This window comes from Hyphomonas sp. KY3 (genome assembly GCF_017309975.1).
In the GTDB taxonomy this organism is placed as follows: domain Bacteria; phylum Pseudomonadota; class Alphaproteobacteria; order Caulobacterales; family Hyphomonadaceae; genus Hyphomonas.
Genome location: NZ_CP022271.1, coordinates 2,560,778 through 2,582,902 on the forward strand (window position 1 = coordinate 2,560,778; position 22,125 = coordinate 2,582,902).

The 22,125-nt window shown below is 54.9% G+C and carries 12 protein-coding genes and 1 pseudogene; 3 read left to right on the forward strand and 10 right to left on the reverse strand.

Features of this window, described 5'->3' with window-relative positions; translation table 11 throughout:
• Positions 1 to 4: 4 nt before the first annotated feature.
• The 10 genes and pseudogenes from CFA77_RS12325 to CFA77_RS12370 all read right to left on the reverse strand — a co-directional run bounded on the left by CFA77_RS12325 (position 5) and on the right by CFA77_RS12370 (position 18,611).
• On the reverse strand, positions 5 to 3,133 hold the full coding sequence (locus tag CFA77_RS12325; protein WP_206990954.1) for an efflux RND transporter permease subunit: 3,129 nt from the start codon (positions 3,131 to 3,133) through the stop codon (positions 5 to 7).
• Positions 3,134 to 3,135: 2 nt separating this feature from the next.
• Complete coding sequence (locus CFA77_RS12330) at positions 3,136 to 4,239, reverse strand: efflux RND transporter periplasmic adaptor subunit (RefSeq protein WP_206990955.1); 1,104 nt, start codon at positions 4,237 to 4,239, stop codon at positions 3,136 to 3,138.
• A 2-nt stretch (positions 4,240 to 4,241) separates the two neighbouring features.
• Positions 4,242 to 5,678 (reverse strand): efflux transporter outer membrane subunit, encoded by a 1,437-nt coding sequence (locus CFA77_RS12335; RefSeq protein ID WP_206990956.1) that lies wholly within the window; start codon positions 5,676 to 5,678, stop codon positions 4,242 to 4,244.
• Positions 5,679 to 6,193: 515 nt separating this feature from the next.
• Entirely contained in the window at positions 6,194 to 8,467 is a 2,274-nt protein-coding gene (locus CFA77_RS12340; protein WP_206990957.1) for an EAL domain-containing protein, read from the reverse strand.
• A gap of 154 nt (positions 8,468 to 8,621) precedes the next feature.
• Positions 8,622 to 8,987, reverse strand: a pseudogene (locus tag CFA77_RS17310) (DDE-type integrase/transposase/recombinase); the annotation flags it as partial.
• 360 nt (positions 8,988 to 9,347) lie between these two features.
• Positions 9,348 to 9,977, reverse strand: coding sequence for a hypothetical protein (locus tag CFA77_RS12350; RefSeq protein ID WP_206990958.1), 630 nt, complete (start codon positions 9,975 to 9,977; stop codon positions 9,348 to 9,350).
• Entirely contained in the window at positions 9,974 to 12,553 is a 2,580-nt protein-coding gene (locus CFA77_RS12355; protein ID WP_206990959.1) for an RHS repeat domain-containing protein, read from the reverse strand. The genes CFA77_RS12350 and CFA77_RS12355 overlap by 4 nt, the downstream gene beginning before the upstream one ends.
• A 16-nt stretch (positions 12,554 to 12,569) precedes the next feature.
• Complete coding sequence (locus tag CFA77_RS12360) at positions 12,570 to 13,691, reverse strand: hypothetical protein (protein WP_206990960.1); 1,122 nt, start codon at positions 13,689 to 13,691, stop codon at positions 12,570 to 12,572.
• Positions 13,666 to 14,772, reverse strand: a complete 1,107-nt coding sequence (locus CFA77_RS12365) for a hypothetical protein (protein ID WP_206990961.1) — start codon at positions 14,770 to 14,772, stop codon at positions 13,666 to 13,668. Before CFA77_RS12365 ends, CFA77_RS12360 begins: the two co-directional genes overlap by 26 nt.
• Entirely contained in the window at positions 14,772 to 18,611 is a 3,840-nt protein-coding gene (locus tag CFA77_RS12370) for an Ig-like domain-containing protein (RefSeq protein ID WP_206990962.1), read from the reverse strand. The genes CFA77_RS12365 and CFA77_RS12370 overlap by 1 nt, the downstream gene beginning before the upstream one ends.
• A gap of 284 nt (positions 18,612 to 18,895) precedes the next feature.
• On the opposite strand from CFA77_RS12370, the gene CFA77_RS12375 reads away from it, so the two are divergent.
• Genes CFA77_RS12375 through gspG form a run of 3 tightly spaced genes read left to right on the forward strand, consistent with a single transcriptional unit; the run spans position 18,896 to position 22,120 of the window.
• Positions 18,896 to 20,980, forward strand: a complete 2,085-nt coding sequence (locus tag CFA77_RS12375; RefSeq protein ID WP_206990963.1) for a secretin N-terminal domain-containing protein — start codon at positions 18,896 to 18,898, stop codon at positions 20,978 to 20,980.
• Positions 20,977 to 21,666, forward strand: coding sequence for a hypothetical protein (locus CFA77_RS12380; protein WP_206990964.1), 690 nt, complete (start codon positions 20,977 to 20,979; stop codon positions 21,664 to 21,666). The genes CFA77_RS12375 and CFA77_RS12380 overlap by 4 nt, the downstream gene beginning before the upstream one ends.
• The gene (gene gspG / locus CFA77_RS12385; RefSeq protein WP_206990965.1) at positions 21,653 to 22,120 is read left to right on the forward strand and encodes a type II secretion system major pseudopilin GspG; all 468 of its coding nucleotides are present in this window, start codon (positions 21,653 to 21,655) and stop codon (positions 22,118 to 22,120) included. Before CFA77_RS12380 ends, gspG begins: the two co-directional genes overlap by 14 nt.
• The last annotated feature ends 5 nt before the right edge of the window (positions 22,121 to 22,125 follow it).

Here is a 22,125-nt window from a genome sequence, read left to right on the forward strand (position 1 = left end):
AAAGCTATTCTGCGGGAATGACGGCCTTGTCCATCCCCTGGCTCTCCGACTCCAACTTGCGCGCAACATCGCCTGGAGACCCGGACCCTCGAGCGATCAGAGCATAGGCTGTCGGCACGAACAACACGGTCACCAGCGCAGCGGCGATCACTCCAAACAGGATCAGGATACCAATCGCCGATCGGGTTTCGGCGCCTGCACCGCTGGACAGGATAAGTGGGAGAGCACCGGCAGCTGTGGTCAAACTCGTCATCACGATTGGCCTGAAGCGAGCGAGCGACGCTTCCTTGATGGCCTCGTAAAAGGGGCGGCCTTCGTCGCGCAACTGGTTCGCGAACTCCACGATCAGAATGCCGTTCTTCGCTGCAAGGCCAATCAACATAATCAAGCCAATCTGCGTGTAGATGTTCAGCGAATTTCCGGTCAGCCAGATACCAAGCATCCCTCCAGCCAATGTCGCAGGCACGCACAGCATGATGATGACCGGGTGGCGGTAGCTCTCAAATTGCGCTGCAAGCACAAGGAACACGATCACCAGACCCGTGATGAATACGAATATGAGGGACTGGCCAGACGTCTTGAAGTCGAGCGACTGCCCTTTGAAGTCCAATGTGGCCTCTTGCGGCAACACTTCACGAGCCTTGGCCTGCATGGCGTCGAGCACAGTGCCCAGCGACGCACCCTCCGCCAACCCCGCTTCGATCGTGATTGCGCGCACGCGATTATACCGGTTCAAAGTCGGGCTATCCGCAATCGGACGAATTGTGACCAGATTGGAGAGGGGGATCAATTCACCTGACCGTGTGGATCGCACATAGATATTCTGAACATCGTTGGGCGTATTTTGCTCAGACCTCAGGCCTTCCAGGATGACATCATATTCTTCGCCATCATCGATATAGGTCGTAACGCGTCGCGAGCCCAGCATGGTTTGAAGCGTGACGCCAATATCGGTCACCGTCACACCAAGATCAGCCGCGCGATCATAGTCGACCTGAACCCTGTATTGCGGTTGGGTTTCCTTGTAATCCCAGTCAATATCGACCAGTCCTGGATTGTCATCTTCTAACGCGGTGACCAACAAGTCTCGCCACTCCGTCAGCACTTCGTAGGATGGTCCACCCAACACGAATTGGACAGGCTTGCCAGTGCCACCACCAAGTCCCTGCCGCATGATTGCGAAAGCTCTAATGCCCGGCAGGTTGGATAACTTGCCGTTCACTTCCGCTATGATTTCGTCCGCCGGACGCCGCCTGGACCAGTCATCCAACACCACAACCACAAAACCCTGATTGAATGACGAACTGCCAAATCCGGGCGCCCGCAGCAACAGGCGGCTCACCTCGCCGCTCTCTGCATAAGGGATCAATCGCCGTTCAATTTCGTCCATATAGCGTTCCATATACTCAAAGGACGCGCCTTCAGGACCCCGTATACTGACGAAAAATGCCCCGCGATCTTCAACGGGAACATATTCCTGCTCAATCGTTTGCGACAGGCTGTATGCGCCCGCAAACAAGCCGACCAGAACGACACCAACTGCTATCGGCCTCATGATCAGTCGGTCCAATACCCAGCCATATCCTGTTCGAAGGCGGCCGAATGCGCCGTCTATCGCGTTCGGGATAACCGCAAGCCATCCCGCACTCTTTTCACGTTTCAGGAGTTTTGAGGCCAGCATGGGCGCTAGTGTCAGGGCCAGGATGCTGGAGAATGCGACGGCCGCAGCCATCGTCAGGGCGAACTCGGTGAATAGTCGCCCAACATCACCCTGCATAAAGGTGATAGGCACGAAGACCGCGATCAGGACAAGCGTAGTGGCCACCACCGCAAAACCAACCTGCCGGGTACCGCGGAACGCGGCAACCAGCGGCGTCTCGCCTTCTTCTTCCATGCGGCGAACGATGTTCTCCAACACAACAATGGCGTCATCCACGACCAGTCCGATTGCAAGAACAAGCGCCAGCAGTGTCAGCAAGTTGACTGACAGGCCCAGTGCGTAGAGCACAATGAAAGTGGCGATGATCGAGACCGGAACAGTGATTGCCGGGATAATGGTTGCCCGGACGCTGCCGAGAAACATGAATATCACCAGTGTCACCAGCGCCACTGCGATGGCAAGCGTGGTGTAAACTTCTCGAATCGAGGCGTCGATGAAGACTGAACTGTCGAAACTACGCGCGATCACCATGCCTTCTGGAAGCGTCTCGTTCAGTCGGTCAGCAAGTTCCCGCGCTCCAGCCGCAACCTCGACTGTATTCGCAGTCGACTGCTTGATGATGCCCAGCCCCACCATCGGAACGCCGTTGCCTCTGAACATGTTGCGGTCCTCGACCGTCCCACGCTCAACCCGCGCCACGTCTCCCAGTCGCACCAGATATCCGTCCTCGCCTTCGGCGATCACGAGCGCGGAGAACTCTTCCGGCGTCTTGAAAGTGCGATCAATTCGGACCGTGAAAGTTCGCTTTTCCGATTCCAGACTGCCGGCTGGTGCTTCGATATTCTCACTGCGCAATGCTTGCTCAATCTCGGCCACGGTCAGATTGCGTGCCGCCAAGGCTCTACGATCTATCCAGACGCGAAGGGCATAGTCTCTGGAGCCACCAACTCGTACGCGTGCCACCCCATCCAGGGCGGAGAACCGGTCGACAAGATAGCGCTGAGCATAATCTGACAATTCCGGCGTAGTCATTGCCTCGCTGGCAAGGTTCAGCCAGATAATGACATCATCATTGGAGTCGGCTTTTTCGACCTCTGGCGGGTCGGTATCCTCAGGAAGATTGTCCAGCACACCAGAAATCCGGTCGCGGATATCGTTCGCGGCCACATCAATGTCCTGGTCTATGCCAAACTCCACGCTTATACGCGAGCGGCCATCGCTCGAATTGGAATCGATGTAGCGAATGCCCTCAACACCAGCGATGCGGTCTTCGATAATTTGGGTGATCCGTGTTTCTACAACACTGGCAGACGCCCCTGGATAGTTCGTATCGATGGAGACGATTGGCGCATCGATGTCAGGGTATTCTCTCAGGGGCAACCGATCGAACGCTACCATGCCAAAAATCACGAGTATAAGCGCAAGCACCGACGCGAATACGGGCCGCTTGATCGAGGTATCCGACAGCAACATCGTCAGCGACCTGTAGAAGCAGGAGACCCGGCTGCACCCCCGCTACGATTCTTGCCGCTGATGGCCTTGGGAAGGAGCATTGACTGGTCCTGAATTTCCACGGCGGCACCCTCGCGAACACGGATGATACCTTCGGTAATCACGTCTTCGCCAGCCGTTAGACCTGACATCACTTCCACATACCCCGCCTGGCGTAGCCCGAGTTCGACTTCCTTACGCCGCGCGATGAGTTGTCCACCTTCGTTTTCAACGACGAATACAAATGTGCGCGGCCCTACCGGCTGTATTGCTTCTTCAGGTACAGCCAGAGCTTGCCGTGGATCCGCCACCAAGGTTACCTGCACAAACATGCCAGAGATCAGCAGACGCTCCGGGTTGGGCAAAGTGGCACGCACACGAACGGAACGCGTCACAGGATCAATTGCGTTGTCAATTGACGCAATCACTCCATTGAAAGTTTCCCCGGGAAGATCCGCTGTTCTTGCTTCAATTTCCGTACCTTTGGCCAAGGTTCTCAAGAATGTCGACGGCACGGAAAAGTCCAGATTCATTTCGCTGTCATCTATCAGCCGCGCAACGATATCCCCTGGCTGAACATATGATCCAACACTGACCATCCGGAAGCCTAGCACGCCATCAAATGGAGCAACGAGAACGCGATCCTGTTGGCGAGATTGCACCGCACGCAACTGTGCCGCAGCGCTATCAAGATTACGATTTGCCTGATCGAGTTCTGACTGGGATACAGCCTGCTGATCTGCCAGGCGCGCGAGCCGTTCCTGCTGGCGCCGCGCTTCATCGAGCGTTGCTTCAGCAGCTTCTACAAGTGCTGCCTGTTCGCGCTGCGCAAGCGAGAGCAAGGTCTTGCCCTGCTTCACGCGATCACCATCGTCAAAATAAATCGCCCGCACTCGGTCAGCCGCATTCAGGGTCAGATCGACTTGCTCGTTGGGTTCTAGCGTGCCCAACGCCTCAATCCTCATCGCAAAACTGCGTTCCTGTACCGGCTCAACGAAAACACTCGCGGGACCACCCCGCTGCGCCTGAGCTGATAGCGACGATACAAACACGGCAGCTAAAATGAAAAGCAGGTTTCTGGTAAACATATCTATTCCAACGCGATTGCGGGTTCTGTCCCATATTGATTCGGCATTTCTATACCTCCCAATGCTCGATACGCGGCAATCGCCCGGCTAGATGACTGAAGTCGGCTTTCAGCCAACTGATCTTCCGCCGTCAACAATGTTCGCTGCGCTTCCAGCACATCCAGATAATCGTCGAGACCTTCTTCGAACCGTAGACGCGCAAGTTCTATCGCCCGCTGCGCTGATGCCGCCGCTCTCTTTAGATCGTCGCGGCGCTTCAACTCATTCGTGTATTCCGAGAGAGCGGATTCGACTTCGCTCAAAGCATTCAATACGGTCTGTTCATATTGCGCAATCGCCGCGTCTGTTCGTGCGTCGGTCGCATCTATGTTTGCCCGCACCCGCCTGAGATCAGGCCACGCCCAACTTATCGAAGGGCCAACGCCAAATCCGAAGCTCGTCAAATCGCCGATATCATTGGCATCATCAAACAAAGCCAGAACGTTCGCATTGACGGTTATCGTCGGAAACAAGTCCGCACGTGCAGCGTCGCCCAATGCCAGTTGGCGCGCGATCACCACTTCTGCGCTGCGAATATCCGGACGTCGGCGGACCAGATCTTCAACCGACCCTGCCATGATCGCGCCGCGGTGCTCTGGAATATCATCCGCGCTGGTCACCAATTCCATCACCAGACCCGATCGAGAATTTGCCGGCTGTCCAGTCAACGCGGCGAGCGCGCTCTTGGCTGATTCTATGGCCGCCTCGTAGCGAGGAAGCGACGCGAGCGTCGTACGATACTGAGCCTCTGCTCGCTCCATATCCAGTCGGGTTGCCCGGCCATTGTCTAAAAGTGTCTGTAACAGGTCCAATCCTTCAGACTGGGTGTCGGCATTCTTGCGCGCAACCGCAAGTCGTCTTTGCGCACCGCGCAATTGCACATAATTCAGAGCCGTCTCACTGGCGACGATCACCGCAACATCTCGGCGAGCCTGCCGAGCCGCTTCGACATCAAATTCTGCGGCGGCGATTTGGGCTTCAATGCGACCGAATGCATCGTACTCCCAACTCGCTCCAAGCGCCCCTTGAATCGAGGCCCTCACGTCTTGGCCTGGCTGAGCGGACCGCCCAACATCTCCATCAAATGACGTAGAAGCGGAGTAGCTGCGATCAAGCCGAGCTCCAGATGCAATCGCTTCAGCAACTCTTACATTTGCAGCAGCTTGGTCGAGAGACTTGTTTGCGGATAAGGACTGGGCGATGAGGCTATCGAGAACCGGATCTCCAAACTGTTTCCACCACTCCAACTCAAGGCTCAAATCAGCAGCTTCTGACAGATATGTTCCATGAACCGGCACATCCGGCATTGTCGGACCAGCGGGCGCACTGACGCACCCCGCCAGCATTATGGCAGTGGCACCTATGGACGCGTGGCAGGCGACGTATCTCATAGCGCTCATGTACCCTAACTGACCTTAGTATCCAGTTACATTCGGGCGCCAAAGTCCTCACATCTTCGTTAGCTCCGAATACCGGGCAGTATTCGTCAAGTATGCTCAGGCAAGTCAGCGCCTGCCTCGATTAGCGCTGAAGGCTCCTTCGAATGTTCGACCATTTGCTTGCCCAGCTGTCGAACCATAGTTTCCAGCATCGAATCTCTCATCCACTCGCTGGTGGTTATTTGGCATGACGCTCGCGCAGAGTCCGAACATAAAAAAACCACCGAACGACTGACCTTACACAGGGCTGCCGTTTGGTGGCGATGTTTGCACCAGCTGCGCTGGTAAGTGCTTATCTTAAAAGCACTTCTACCCCTATGGGCGCTTTCCGAAAATCCAGTCCCAGATGTCGCGCTGTGTTGGTTTTGTTTGCTTCTGCATGATGTAACCTTTGACATGTTAAGGAGCAGTCCATCTGCCCCAGACGTCAAAGGTTAACTGAATTTTGCAAATTTCAAAGTAATTTTATGGAAATGTTAAGCTTGCGCTACAGCTTGCACACTACTTGAGCTTTCTAGAATAGACAGGATTTCTTCCGCACCGACGGGCTGTCCTATAAAGTATCCTTGCGCCAGATTGCATTCCAATGTGCGAAGAATTGCCAACGTATCCGGGTCTTCCACACCCTCGGCCACAACATGCATTCCCAGTGATTGGGCAACGCTGATGGTAGACTGGATCAAGAGCTGGCTACGCTCATTGTACCGAAGCGTGCTAATAAGCGTTCGATCAAGTTTGACCTCGTTGGCGGGCACCTTCAACAGATAGGTCAGCGTGGACAGGCCAGCTCCGTAATCATCAATGGATATCCCGAAACCGGCGTCCCTGAGCCGCCCCATAGCATCCTGGGCTCCGGAATTGTTTAGTAACTGCTCGTTTTCAGTGATCTCAAGCATGATGCTGCTAGCCTTGACCCCATACACACGTAAGGCAGCGTGCAGCATGAACTCAAATTCCGCGCTACCGATCAGGCTGGGCGAGATATTCACTGCGATGTTGAATCCGGGATCAATTTTTTGAGCGTCACGCAGAAACTGAAATGATGACTGAATGACATATTGTGTAAGTTGGTCGATGCGCTTTCCCCGTTCAGCCATCTGGACGAATTCGGCCGGCGAGATGACGCCCATTTCCGGGTGTGTCCAGCGTACCAATACCTCGGCGCTTGAAATCCTTCCGGAACGGATATTCAACTGGGGTTGAAGCGCTATATAGATCTCGCGGTTACGAAGCGCCTCATCCATTTCAAAAAGGACCCGGCTCTGCCACAGCAGCGCGTCTTGCGCATCCTGATCATGCAGCTTGTACGTTTTTCTCTGTCGCGCGGCAGCCTGGGCAGCGGATTCCGCCGTTTTCAGCCGCGACGCCAAAGAGGCAGAGGCGATGCGTTCAACACCAAAGGCAACCTGAACTATCAGAGTTCTCTCGCCAACAATGACCCCCTTGTTGAGTTGGTTTGCCGTGGCTTCGAACAGGTCTTCCATTGCTGCTTCGTCAAAATCGGTTTGCAGCCAATAGAATTGACCGAGGTCGCCTTGATATACGGCTCCAGAACTCGGTAAAGCATTCGCTATCGTATTCGCGGTGATCCCTTCTTGTTCGGGAGTGAGGCCAGTCGAAATAGCCGCATAGTTTGTCACCACAGCTGCCACCATGACACGCTGGTCTTGGCCGACATGAGCGCTCAAGCATTGCGCACTGGGAAGATGGGAAAGATTGTGCGTGAACGCCTTGTTCGCAGTTTCCCGTTTTTTCAAACGCATCCACGCGATCAATGTCCCGAACGAAATCATTCCGATCGCATGGCCGCTACTCGTGCGAATGGAAAACATGTCCATGACAATGGGGAACACGATCATGCATGCCAGCGCGACTGGTGCCCAACGCAGCGCCATGGAGCCAAAACGTCGACTGAGCATCAAGCCCACTACGCCTACAGAAAACAGCCAGGCAGGAAGAAATCCAGCGTTAAGGGGACGTTCTTCGCCCAGAGTCATCGCCGCCATCAGGATGACTTCTGCCAGAGAGCCGTTTCCCTGCGAGGGCATCAAATAGGGATGGTTGTCGCCTTGACTGGCTTGCGCCACGACAAGCCGTTTCCCGCGGACAAGCGCCGCGTCGAAATCTGGCGCCAGCACAGTGCTCAAATCAAGCCGCTGAAACGCCTCAACGTCAAAAGCATAGTCAATTTCGAATGAAGGGCCGATATTGTCGGTTTTGTCAGAGAGCTTACTCTCCGGAGACTGCAGGAAAACATCGCCGTACTCGGCACCAAAAGACCCAAATTCGACGCCGCCCCAGTATCGTTTGAAATAGTTTGAGGACGTCAGGTGGTCTCGTAATCCCTCTGATGGAGACTCCAGTTTGAGATTTGGAGCGGCGGACACCGACACGGTATTCGTGGGCTGTTCCAGCGCCCTTGTCAGCAAGGGAAATTGAGATGTCGACGTGAAAACGGGCTCGACAATAACTGCCGACTCCACATCGAGCGTATTCAAAAATGACACAAGCTCGCTAGTGAACATATCCGACCAGGTATCGCCTGCCGCGACGTGTTCGAATCCATCATTCACTTCGAGGATGATAAACCGGTCGTCGACCGCCGGAGACCTGAGCCCGTTGGATATTCCGTTGAACACCAGATCCAATGGGGAGAACAGATTCACCAGGCCCGCGAAGCCGAAAAACAACGCGGCAATCACAAACGTGCGTGCACGTCGTGGGGCAGCTGGTGGTCCATAGTCTTGCATGTCTGACACCTGTAGTGGAATCTACAGTTATCAGCGCGTAGTTTAGATCTGTGAAAGCGCAGCCGTTGAAATGACCACTCCGTATTCAACAATTGTTAAAGGGTGCTGTCAGACTAACTCGAACCAGTCTCCTTTATTCGCGGACCAACGGGTCTCAGGCAACGATCAGCGCGCGCCATTCGAAAAGAGCGACGTCACGTAGCGATTTGAACCTGGCCCTGCTCTCGATATTCTTTTGATGATTGAAGTGATTGTACACTGAGGAGTGAATTGAAACGAACTTCTGAAGACTTCGCATGCGCCGGAAGCGAGACATCGCCCGCTCTCGCCTTCGGAATGGCAAGTGTGAGTTTTCGGCGCGGATATTGAGATGACGCGCTGCTTCTTGGCGACCTTCGTTCCCAACAACTTTCATCGCGGCCCGGTAAGAAGGACAATTGTCCGTCACGACAACATGCGGATTGCCGTACCGCTTCATTGCTTTCCTTAGAAATTTCAACACAGCAGCCTTATCCCGATTCGGGCCGATGCCGCTCGCATGCGCCTTCGCAACCGCCTTGTTGACGCGATTAAGGAAGCTGCCGGGTGATCTGCTCGCGCGCCCTATAGACCCGCCTAAACGCAGCGTCAGGGACCGGGACGGAAGCTGCTGGTCTTGCCGTCCTGCGGGCGTCTGGGGCGAACCTCTCGGCCACCCGGAAAGAGGTCCTCCTCGGCCATGCACCCGGCCTTGCAAGGACCGTTCCGAAAAGAGGTCTGGGAGCGCCTGACACTGTACGTACAGACGGCGCCAAATTGGTGCCACAAAAGTAATCGTATTTACAGGCCGATAGCCGCGGGTTCGCCCGACGGGGGAAGTTCGCTTGATCTTGCTTAACCTTCAAGCGCTATTAGCATTGTGCTTCTCGATAAATGCGAGCAGCTCATCAGCGTTCAATTCGGGGCAATGTTCAAGCGTTTGGACCATTATCTCGGTTGGAGGGATTCCCCCAGCGATACCCAGAAAAACCGTCGTGCGAACCGCATCAAAAAGTACGAAATTTTTACTTATGACACCGCCTTTTTTGACTAGCTGGAAAAGGCTTTCGGCCGAGTCTAAATGCATTTGAAGGCCGTCGACGAACAGTTTTAGATCAGCTACTGAAACTATATCAATACCAGAAATTTGTAAGCATTCTCCGATCTTATTAGTCTGTCTGTTGGGAGCAGTCACATCACGGAAAGATGTCGAACCGGCACATGAAATGGTGATTGCAGCAAATGCTACGCTATGACCTTTAGAGAGGTCAAACTTCATCCTTTTGATGCCAGAAATACCGCTAAGTTCGTCTGAACTCGATACTAAAAATTCTCCGAACGGTTTCGAATGAAGAGACAGCGCGTAATCTTGAACACCATCGAATTTACGGCCAAGCCCTATTCGTAAATCTGCTATCCTGCCTCGCAAAATCCGAGTACGCCGACCTTTGTTCAAGCCAAATCCTACGTTACCGCTCTTGGATGTCATCATTGAACCGAAGTATAGTCTTTAAGTGCCTCCTGAAGCCGCTCGAATTCTTGTTGTCGAGCCTCAGGATCGGCAATTCTTTTTATTCGAGACGTATTAAGGACCTTGTCATGGCTCTCGGCGCTCCATAATTCCCATCTGATTTCAACGTCTCCGTCCATTTCGGATAGTGTCTGTCCTGAACCGAACTGGGCACCAGTCATAGTGATGTCTCCGTCTAATGTGATATCAAAGTATAATTGGCGCAGAATACCGACTGCATTCGCAACTTTTCCTGGAATTCTTGCTTTTCGAGAAGGGTCAGCCCTCCTGAGAACTTTTCGCACGATTGATTTTTGGCTACCGGCCGATGCTCGAAACTTCACCTCTGTGTCAAAAATTGTTCCACCCTTTTCAGAGATAATATCGTACTGTCGTCCCCTTATGTACCAATCCCCATCCCGGCGAGCGTAAACAGTTTGGCCAGCGCCCTGAGTACTTATAATCCTATGACCATCTTCTCGGAGTCTGCGGGTGGCTCGCCTCACAGCGTCTTTCTCATTTTTCGCTTTCTCCATCCCGGTCGGATCTGTATAATTCATCGGATCATTGGCAACATAGGCATAGAGGTTCATCTGGTCCTCATAGCCGATCGGGTCTGTCTGCAAGAACCGGCCGAGGGCGGGGTCATAGATGCGGGCTTGGTAGTAGTAGAGGTCCAGCCCCGTCAGCTCGATCTGGCCGGTATAGGCAAACCTGCCAAACGCCGTGTCGGTGGGAACGCCGAACGGACTGTAAGTGCTTGACCAAACCTGATCCCCCGCCGCATCCGATACCGCAATGATCGACCCCTGATGATCCGCATGGAAATAGTGCGCATCATTTGATGCGCTCCCGTCATACCAGATCAGAGGACTGTCCACCCGCGACCCATGCACATAGCGCCGCAACAGTGTGCCGGCCGCATCATATTCCGCGATGAGTGCGTCACCGTCATAAAGGAAGCTGGTAACCACGCCATTGACCGTAGTGCTCTGCAAACGCCCCAAGGGATCATAGGTCAGCGTTGCGCTGTTGCCCGGCCCGCTCACCGATATCAGACGGTTCTCAACATCATATAGATAAGTGGTCTCGCCATCCGATGTCAGATTGCCATTTGCATCATGCGTATAGCTACTCCCCGCAACACTCTCATACTGATTGAGGCCATTTACTTCATACGCGCCAGAAATCGCCCAAGGACCGGTATGGACATAGTCGACATTGCTCAGCCCTTTCTCAATAACTTGACTGACAGGATTGAACGCAAAGCCAGTTGTCACATCATCAGACGACAAGCTGAAATCATGCGTATAGGACTTGAGTCTGGAGAGACTGTCATAGCTCAGGCCTGTGATTGCGGCAGAACCGCCGCGCTGAACTTCGGACATCAGGCCACGCGCATTGTACGTCGCCTCAACCTGAAGAACAGACCCGTTAGCCGAGATAGAATCCAGGCGATTGAGACCATCATAGCCATAGGCGAAGAACACACCGTCAGGATGCTCAACATAAGTGCGATTGCCATCATTGTCGTAATCGTATTTTATCGTCTTGTTCAGGAAGGCGTTGCTCGTGTCCTTGAGACGTCCAAAACCGTCATACTCATTTGAAATCCCTGCACCCGCGGACGATGCGAACCGGGCATACTTCTGTAATCCCTGGAGATTGTAGTCGTAATAGACATCATCCTGCGAACTGCCAGGAATGTCCTTCCATGTTACGCGATTAAGATCATCATACTGATAGTTGATTGTCTGCCCGTCGCGCTTACGCAGTGACGTTCTGTTTCCATTGTCATCATACCCGTACATTTCATAGTCATTTGAATTGACTGAGCCAGTATTGGTCTTGGATGGAAATACGGTTTTCTCTAACCGATGAAAGTCATCATACTTGTACTCAGTTCGATTACCGTTTGCATCTGTGACGGAGGCTGGCTTGTGGAACTCTTTATAGGTGTAAGACTGATACGTCTGCTGGAGCGTCGTACCAACAGCACGCTCGACTGATGTTATACGGTCGAACTCGTCATAATTGGTGCGGGTAATTCGATCCGGACCGAAACCACCCTCCGTTCCCAGAGAACACGCATCGCCGGGCAAGGACTGGAAACTGTTTGGGTTCATTCTCTGCGCAGTACAGACAACACGTCCGAATGCATCATAATTCGATTGTGTGACAGCCTTTATGGATGTTCCACCATAGGCAACTTCTTTGGTCTGCCGCCCCCAAGTGTCATACTCATAGTTTAACTTTGTAAATATTGTGAACCCGCTCCAGTTTGCAGGCGCTATATCAGGCGCTTGCCAAGCACTGAGCTCACCGTTCTCAACCCAGGCAACCTGCCCCAGCGAATTATGAACTGTACGCGTTGCCGGAAACCCCAACGGACCGACACCATCAGGATCCGGCGCAATCGTACCGACGAGGCGTTTCGCATCATCATAGCGCATATGGCTAGTATAAGGCGATGTGCCGTCAGGAGTCTGAGCTTGCACAATCCCCGCCAGCAAAAATAGCCCACCAATCGACAGGAAGGTTCTCATGAGACTCAGCATTGGTATATTCCCCCGCTTAAGGACACGACGTCAAATTGGCGTTTGGTGTGGTCTCGGTAAGCTGGTTTCCGAACACGTCATATGTATAGCAAGTGCGTAATGAGACGCCCTCTGACGTGACCGTCTTCCCGCGCAACCAAAGATTGTTTGGACCTGAATCCGGGCCATAATCATAGGTCGTCACAACTTCATCCGCGGAACCTGCGGAACATCCGTTTCCAGAAGCGGCCGAAGTACGGCAGTATTCCTCCTGCGTCAGGACCCATATCGGAGTGCCAGACGCAACATAGCCGCCATTTGAGGATTTCAGCCAAGGCGACCTCTGCTCATAGTAATAGCGAATTTGGGGGCGGACACCGTGGTCATCTGCAGGAGCCGTGATCTTGGTAACACTTCCATGCACGGGATTATACTCATAGTCTGTCTGGTTGCCCTCAGGGTCGATAACCCAATTAGGCTGGTTGCATGTGAGCTGATTGGCACACACGGCATCATAGTTTGCAGACTGAGGAATGCTGTCCGAACCGGCGTCTTTGAAGCGCTCAAGAAGCGTGACATTTCCGCGATCATCATATGAAACTTCAGAATATCCACCACCAACATGGTCTATCTGTTTTACAATCTGGGACCTGTAATTGTATGGACCGGGGACTGGGAAAAAATGAAACTTGTCCCCAGTCTTGTCAGTAAATCCTGCGATAAACGATGGGTATTCGAACTGTATGTCAGATGGATAGTCTGGATGTGTGTAAACCCTGACGTATTCGCTGCCTATCACACTGTAACCACGTCCGTCCACCACACTAGAATCATATTCCCACGCACCAGGAAGGCGCTGCAGCCCACCTATGCCCTCATCAATTTCAGCGTCATACAAACCGAGTTGCGTCTGAATGTCATAGTAGCCGGTTTCTGATGCAACCGCCCCACAAATCATGCTAAACCCGCTAGAACTAGGATACTCTAGTATCCCATCACACGTCTTTCCCCACACAGCATCACTAACGACGACAACGACATAAGACTGGCTAAAGCCGGGCGTGGGCCAAGCAATATAGAACAGCAGGCTCAAAATCGAGACTCTACTGATAAACGCAGGCACCGCCCACAAACTAGTAAGTGCTGTAGTAATAGTCATACAACCATTCCTTTCCCGCCTTCGTAGCTTTACGGACTTTCCCCTCTGCCATCTTGCCAGATACGCACTGCGGTTGATTGAGGGGGCAAGACACCATCGGACAAGACACATACCAAGGAGCGCAGAACTCATAGGTGATCGTCGCTGTCTCTTCAGCACCGACTGGCTTCACCTTGTAGTAGTGGTATCCTGAATAATTATTAGTCATGTCCCGGGCATAGTACTTGGCCACTTGTCCTGCCATATCCTGAACGTATGCAACAGATGACGTTTGTGTTGGTCCTCTGTATATGACTGCGGTCGGCCACGCTTGGCTAAAACTGCAACTCGTTGCATCCGCTTCACAATAATCAACTGCCCTGTTGAAGGCGGTAACTGTGCTCGTCTCCCATCCGTCTACTGTTTGCTCGCGAATTGAGTAACCGCGACTGGACTCATACGTTACCAATCCAACGGAACGGTGTATGGTAACGGACTCTCCGCTTGGATAGTGTATCTCTTGGAGGCCGAATTGATCTGTCTCGGAAACACGGCTGGCTAACCCTGTTTTGGAAATGTACTCCACCCCAGCCGAGTTCTTGAACGTGAACAATCCGTTGGAATATGTGAACGTGTCACCGCCGAGCCCTTTCGGCGTGTATCCGTCTGTCAAACTTCCGCAAAAGTAGGTTCGTGCACCGGCAAGTTCAAAATATGCATTACAGTCTGGTTGGTCTGAACCTCCGATTCCGCCGATACCCCCTACTCCACCAGAGTAGTTATTAAAGTGAAATATGGGCTCAAGGCCGGACCCGACCCCCCCCCCTCCACCAGCATGCGCCAACGACGGGATCACAACCGAATAGGTCATGCCCGAACTTGAATTCCCTATGGAGACAGCAGCTATTGTGTGTCGAATTGAGCCTGACAAAACATCAACTCCGTTTTCGTCAACGCTCGACATCTCAAAGCTTGGCGCGACACTGCCCAGTTGCACCGCATCTTCCTGCGCTTTGGCCACACCAGGCATGATTGCAATTAAAACTAGGCCGGCAAGGTGTGCTTTTTGCGCTGTGACCTTGATTCTCTCGAGTATCCGCATCAGTCAAACCCACTCATGTTTGCAATATCATCGAAGTAATAGACGTTTCCACCGCTTCCCCCGCCTCGTATTTCGATCGCTTTGAAGTCGGTGACTCCCAGCGCCTGAACGTCAATCTCCACAACACTCCATTGATCAGCAGTCAGACTGCTCACGCCGGTCTGCCCATCCGCGCCATCAATTCGCCAATATGTATTGTTGGTGGAATTGAGTGTGATGGTTGACCAGCCCGATGTGTGGCGCACCACAAGGTTTCCAGAACTGCCGGACACTTTATAGACCGCCAGGCGAATTACCGGGTTGTTGCTCGAAATAGCTGTTCCGTTCGCAGCACCCACCGAGCTGTAGCTTCCGGCCGTAATTTTCAGGGACGCAGACCCGCTATAAAACGGCTCGCCAGATGCGGAGAGCCCCATGCTGGAGCCACCTCCCACATGCGCGGATGTGCCAGCCAGATAGTCATCATCGAAAAATTGTTCGACCAGGCTGGCCGTGCCGCCGCCGCCAGACGTATCAGCTTCCACCGTGACCGAGACGGTCGCATCGTTGGAAAACATGCCGTCGGGGTCACTGACCCGGTAGGTGAAACTGTCGCTGCCACTAAACCCGTTCGCCGGCGTATAGGTAACCGTCCCGTTTGCATTGGCGACCGCTGTCCCATTGGACGGATTGGACCGGATCTCCACGCTCAGTGCCCCGCCTTCCGGATCGCTGTCATTCGTCAGGACGGAGATTACGGCCGCCGTCTCATATGCCGTGGTCGCACTATCATTGGACGCTGCAGGAGACTGATTGGCCGATGCCGAGCAGTCACGGTCCCAGACGCCGCCTCCCGCAGACACGCGGTTGCGATTGCCGGCCTCATCATAACACCATGCCACATAGTCTGCGTCACTATCGCTGTAATTTGCGAGAATGAGGCGGCCGAGCGCATCATACTCATACTGGACGAGATAATCTGCATCGAGAGGCGGATCCGTATCGGGATTGCCGGCAACCGTGATGGTCGCCACACTCGAATCCCGCCCGTCCGATATAGAATACTGGAATGTGTCACTGCCGGTGAAACCGGCTGAGCGCGTATAGGTGATGACAAAGCCCGACAGGCTGACCGTACCGCCGCCGGGCTGGGCCTGGATCGAGAGCGATAGGAGGTCACCGTCGGCGTCCGAAACGAGGGACGAGATATCGAGCGTGGCAGAATTGGCATCGCCTAGTGAGAGGGCCCCATCATTCGCCTCCGGGGGCGTGTTGGAAGGGGTGCCCGTACCGCTCCCAAACCCGCTCATATTTGCGATGTCATCGAAATAGTAGACATTGCCATCACTGCCGCCGCCTTTGACCTGGATTGCCTTGAAGTCCGTGACTCCAAGCCCCACGAGGTCCACCTCCAATACATGCCATTGGTCTGCCGTGAGATCGCTGACCCCGCTCTGCCCGTCTGCCCCATCAATACGCCAATAGGTATTGTTGCTGGCATTCAACGTGATGGTTGACCAACCCGACGTATGACGCACCACCAGACTTCCTGAACTTCCAGACGCCTTATAGACGGCCAGACGTACCACCGGATTGCTGGCAGAGATGGCGGTTCCATTTCCCGGACCAACTTTGCTGTAGTTTCCTGCGGTAATTCGCAGGGAGGTAGATCCACTATAAAATGGTTCTCCAGACACAGAGAGCCGCATGCTGGAGCCTCCGGCTATATAAGCCGATGTTCCACTCAAATAATCATCATCGAAGAACTGTTCAATGACGGTCACACTGCCAGATCCACCACCTGATGAGCCAGCCTCAACGGTCACAAACACGGTCGTATCGGAAGATGTCAGCCCCTGCGGATCGGTGACGCGATAGGTGAAACTATCGCTCCCGCTGAACCCGGCATTCGGTGTGTACGTTATCGTCCCGTTCGCATTGGCGATCGCAGTTCCGTTCGACGGTGCAGACCGAACCTCAACACTTAGAGCGCTGCCCTCTGGGTCGCTGTCATTCGACAGAACAGCGATTGTAACAGATGTTTCATACGCCGTGCTCGCACTATCATTGGATGCCGAAGGGGCCTGTGGCTCAGGCAATGGCGACTGGCTCAGCACCAGGCTGACAAGCGCCGTGTCGGCTCCACCCTTGCCGTCGGATATCTCATAGGAAAAACTGTCCGATGTCGGGCCCGCAACCTCGACCGGCTCCAACTCTCCCGATCCGGGATAGGTTTCCTGGAATTCCCATGTCGTGCTTGGCACATAGGACGCATCATAAACAAGCATGCCGGACGGGGTCAGCGTCACCACACCACCCGTCGAGGAAAGAGTCACGCTGCTGCCGGAACTGACCGATGTCGAATTGATCTTCACGATCTCGAGGGGATCATTGTCTCCGTCACTGTCATTGGCCAGGACATCCAGCGTTATGCTGGCGCCGACTTCGACCGTTCCGGTATCAATTGCTGCGACCGGCACTGCATTGGGCGGGCCACCGACCGTGACCGAGACGGTCGCATCATTTGAGACCATGCCGTCGGGGTCACTGACCCGGTAGGTAAAATTGTCCATGCCGCTGAACCCGTTGGCCGGCGTGTAGGTGACCGTCCCGTTCGGATTGGCGATGACCGAGCCATTGGACGGGTTGGACCGGATCTCGACGTTCAGCGCCCCGCCTTCCGGATCATTGTCATTCGACAGGACAGAGATCACAGCCGCCGTCTCATAGGCCATGGTTGCATTGTCATTTACTGCCAAGGGTGCCTGAGGTTCCGGCGGCGGGGTATTGGTCAGGGAGATCAGCACCTGGCCTGTCGCGACACCCCCTTGTCCGTCCGAGACCTGGTAGGTGAAATTGTCAGATGTCGGCCCGGGCACCTCGACTGGCTCGAACTCACCCGGTGCGACTTCCTCCATCCGCCAGGTCGTCTCAGGCACATTCGAGGCATTATAGAGAAGATCGCCTGACGCGTTCAGCGTGACGGTGCCGCCCGTATAGGGAAGAGTGACCGTATCGCCGACGGTTACATTCGTCGAATTGATACGTGTGATCTGGAGACTATCGCCATCGGAATCTGTGTCATTGGCGAGAACGTTGAGATTGGCCCAGCCACCAACAACGATTGTGGCACCATCTGTCGCGGCTACCGGGACCGAATTTGGAGGTGCCCCTACATTCACCGACACAGTGGCATTGGCCGAATTCAGCCCCTGCGGATCGCTGACCCGGTAGGTGAAACTGTCACTGCCGCTGAACCCGCTGGCCGGCGTATAGGTAACCGTCCCGTTTGCATTGGCGATGGCCGTGCCATTCGACGGATTGGACCGGATCTCGACGCTCAAGGCCCCGCCCTCCGGATCACTGTCATTCGACAGGACCGAGATCACGGCCGCCGTCTCATAGGCCGCACTCGCACTGTCATTGGTCGCTGAGGGAGACTGGTTTACGGATCCGTTCAGCGTAATGGTCACCGCCAGCACACCGCCCCCGATTGTCCGGTCTTCTGTTGGATCATAGCCCAGAATGTGTAGCGTATAGGTTCCCGGCGCGCTCGTGGGTGTGCCGGATAGAACGCCGCCACCGCTGAGACCAAGGCCGGCCGGCGCTACAACCGAATCCGACGGCCAGCCGAAGCTGTTTTCGACAAGATCAAATACGGTTGTCTGGGAGTCAGGATCAAAGCCGTACCCAGAATAATCAATCGATACAGACTGACCTTGCGTGAGCGTGAGTGAATCGGGCGCAGTTGGATACCAACCCCAAGGCTCGCCAATTTCATCGAACTGCGAATGCGCAGTTTGCACTGCCAGCGCCGCCGCCAGGAACGACACCCAAAAGTAGATTGTTCGACGCAGCAAGCTTCGCCTCCCCAAGTACAATTTGTCGTCATGCGAACAATCGCAAAACTCCCCTTGATTGAAACAAGGATTGATCCCCGGACAGGGTCAATGCGGCAAGGCAAAAAAATATGAATTAGTTGTGGATAAGTTCTTAAGCCTGGACTGAGCGCCTCACAGAGAGGCGTCTATCCCCAGAAAATATCCCGCTAAGCGTTTCCACTGCAACAGAATCGGAAAAATCTGCCCTGTGGGGCCATCCATTTTGGCTGGAATCCTCATTCAATTCTCGGGGGTTTTGCCGGATGAGACAGAAATTCTTTTTCTTTACCGTGTCGTCAGCCGCCTTGTGCCTGCCAGCCTGTCAGTCGCTTTCTGCCTTCCCCTCCAAGATTGATCCCAATCCGAACCCGAATTCCATCCGCAGTGCTCCGGCATCTCAGGCACATCAACCAGAAGGAGCTGACCTCACCGAGCCCGGCATGGCAGACGCTCCGGGGTCGTCTACTCCCTCGGCAGAAATGATTTACGGAAACAGCCGCTATTTCAACTCGCTTGAACCCTCCGCTCAGGCTCCGTCAGGTGTGGCGGGTGAGGGAGAAAGTTTCCTGTTTCGCAACACGCCGCTCGAGGCGGTGCTCAACGAGATTCTCGGAGAAGCCTTCGGCCTGTCCTATTCGGTTCAGCCCGGCGTGTCCGGAAATATCAGTATCCGGCTTGAAGACATAAAGACCGCCGAAGAAGCGGTGCGGAGTCTGGACGCTGCCCTCTCTCTGCAGGGGCTGGAAATCGTCGACAGCGGGTCCGGGTTCGTGGTGGCAAGGGCGGGACAGGTCAAGGCCTCGTCGGATACGGCCGTATTCCTGCAGGCCGGAGAAGCCCTGCCCGCCGGCGCCTCGCTCGCCGTGATCCAGGTCCGGTACGGCAATGTGGCCGATGTGACCTCCCTTGCCCGCTCCATGATGAGCACGGATGTCATTCGCTATAGCGACGAAAACCGGGGCCTTGTTGTCCTGGGCGGGTCCCCGGAAGCGGTTGCCTCTGCCAGTGACCTGATCAAATCCCTGGATGTAAACTGGCTGTCTGCGGTCTCGACCGGATTGATACCCGTGGCCAATACGACACCATCGGAACTCGCCGCAGATCTCGATCCGATCCTGTCCAGAATGGGCGGCGTGTCGGTCGTGCCACTTGACCGGCTGCAAAAGCTTATGGTGATCGCGAGGCGGCGGGAGACCCTGGATCAGGTCCGGGAATGGATCTCCCGGCTTGACCAGGATGCCCGGCCGCAAGTCATGAGGGACATTCTCGTCTATGAGGCGCGTTATGTGAATGCCGAGGATTTGATCGAGCTGACAGATACCTCCGGTGCGCGGGGGCCCGGAAACTTCTTTGACCAGACCCTTGGCACACCCAATTCGGCCGGCTATTCGCCGGAGACCCCGATGCGCCAGGACCTGCAGGCAGATCCAGGCCTTTATAATCGCCGGGCCTCGGACTCCCTCTACCAGAATCTCTCCATCCGCGTGGATCCGGGGCGCAATGCCATTGTCGCGCGCGGCGCGCCCGATGAACTCCAGTCGCTTGGAGAATTGCTCAGCATGCTCGACAAGCCCAAACGGCAGGTCCTGATCGAGGCCACCATTGTCGAGGTCTCGCTGACCGATGGATCATCCCTCGGCATACAATGGGATCTGGTCCAGGACCGGCTGTCTGCCACCCTTTCGGACACAAAGACCGGAGATCTCTCATCCCTGTTTCCAGGCCTGTCCATTTCCTACATCAATACCGATATCGGCGCTGTGGTGAATGCACTGGCCTCAACCAATGATGTCGAAGTCGTATCGTCGCCGAAAATGCTGGTGCTCAATAATGAGACAGCCAAATTGCAGGTCGGCGACCAGGTTCCGATCATCACCCAGTCTGCTGTCAGTGTCACCGATCCCGGCGCACCGCTGGTGAACTCGACTACCTATCGCGACACGGGCGTCATCCTGACCGTGACCCCGCGCATCCGAGCCGGCGGCATGGTGGAAGTTGATGTCAGCCAAGAGGTCAGCGGCGTGTCGGAAACCACGACGTCCGACATTGATTCCCCCACCATCTCCCAGCGCAGCATACAAAGCGTGCTTGCCGTGCCGGATGGTGCCACGGCCGTGCTTGGCGGATTGATGAGTTCTACCCGGTCCTACACCCAGACCGGCGTGCCAATTCTCAAGGACACGCCAATCCTCGGCTCCGCGTTCCGCTCGACCTCGCACTCGGAGCGGCGCACCGAACTCGTGGTCCTAATCGAACCGACTGTGATCATGCCGGAGGAAACTGCAACTGACATTCCCGCCCAATTACGCCTCGCCCTGCAGCGTGCGCGAGACGGAATGGGATCATGATCCGGCAGGAGGGATATGCCACCCTGTTTGTCACTGGCCTTCTGGCCGGCCTCGCCATCATTGCCATGGCCTGGCTCAACCTGTCCCTCACCGCTGCGCGGGAAGCAGGCCGGCAGGCTGACAAGCTCAGCCTCGATTTGCTGGCAGAGGGTCGGCTGAATCTCGCGCTCGCAGACATGCTCAATACAGAGACTCCCCTCTCCCCGTCGGGCCGTCAGGTCAGCGATGACGACTGGAGAATACACACACGCTCCCTGAAAGGTCTGGTCGACATCAATCGCGACGATCCGGACCAGATCTCTGACGCGCTGGAAATGGCTCTGACGGATGCCGGACAGGCTGAGGCAGTGGCCGATCACATCAAATCATTGCGGCTGCGATTACCGACCCCGGTGCTGGGAAGCCTGGATGAACTCGTTACCGGCGACTTGCCGGCCTCTGCCCTTGCCTGCCTAGACCGCCATTTGACGGTCTTCCATGATCCGGCACCTCCGCCCCGGCGGGGACGCCCCCAGATGGCGACCGATGGCGGCCTTGTGCGTATACTAATTGAACCCCGCAATGGCGAGCCAGGTGGCAGGCTCGATGCAACCATCTTGCTGACGGGTCGCCGGGACACACCATTCTGGATCATGGACTGGCGCCGTCACAGCCCGCAGAAGGATACATGCCATGAAACCCTCTGATCTTCGAAAGGCCCGATTGTCCTCCCGCACGGCAGGCTTCACCCTGACCGAATTACTGGTCGTCATGGTGATCCTCGGTCTGCTTGCAGCTGCGATAACCCCGCAAATCATGGGACGGCTCGATACGTCCAAAGTCCGTGCGGCAAAGCTCCAGACCGAAACCCTCGCCGCATCTCTTGACCTCTACAAAATCGATATGGGCTATTATCCCTCGCAGCAGGAAGGCCTGGTCATGCTTGTCCAGCCGCCGGCCAATTCCGGCAATTGGGATGGTCCCTATGTCCGGTCAGGAGCGAGCCTTGTCGACCCTTGGGGCCGCGACTTCATCTATCTCCCAGATGCCTCCAGCAATGCCTTCCAACTGGTTTCCTATGGCGCGGACGGCAAGGAAGGCGGCGAGAAACATGATGCCGATATCGTGTTTCCAGATTTTTCCGGTCTCCGGCCTGGGTGAAGCGT

Coding starts and splice junctions, on each gene's coding strand:
- gspG (WP_206990965.1), top strand. CDS start 21,653: ATGAAACCCTCTGATCTTCGAAAGGCCCGATTGTCCTCCCGCACGGCA.
- CFA77_RS12335 (WP_206990956.1), bottom strand. CDS start 5,678: ATGAGCGCTATGAGATACGTCGCCTGCCACGCGTCCATAGGTGCCACT.
- CFA77_RS12360 (WP_206990960.1), bottom strand. CDS start 13,691: ATGACTATTACTACAGCACTTACTAGTTTGTGGGCGGTGCCTGCGTTT.
- CFA77_RS12340 (WP_206990957.1), bottom strand. CDS start 8,467: ATGCAAGACTATGGACCACCAGCTGCCCCACGACGTGCACGCACGTTT.
- CFA77_RS12375 (WP_206990963.1), top strand. CDS start 18,896: ATGAGACAGAAATTCTTTTTCTTTACCGTGTCGTCAGCCGCCTTGTGC.
- CFA77_RS12380 (WP_206990964.1), top strand. CDS start 20,977: ATGATCCGGCAGGAGGGATATGCCACCCTGTTTGTCACTGGCCTTCTG.
- CFA77_RS12355 (WP_206990959.1), bottom strand. CDS start 12,553: ATGCTGAGTCTCATGAGAACCTTCCTGTCGATTGGTGGGCTATTTTTG.
- CFA77_RS12325 (WP_206990954.1), bottom strand. CDS start 3,133: ATGTTGCTGTCGGATACCTCGATCAAGCGGCCCGTATTCGCGTCGGTG.
- CFA77_RS12365 (WP_206990961.1), bottom strand. CDS start 14,772: ATGCGGATACTCGAGAGAATCAAGGTCACAGCGCAAAAAGCACACCTT.
- CFA77_RS12330 (WP_206990955.1), bottom strand. CDS start 4,239: ATGTTTACCAGAAACCTGCTTTTCATTTTAGCTGCCGTGTTTGTATCG.
- CFA77_RS12350 (WP_206990958.1), bottom strand. CDS start 9,977: ATGATGACATCCAAGAGCGGTAACGTAGGATTTGGCTTGAACAAAGGT.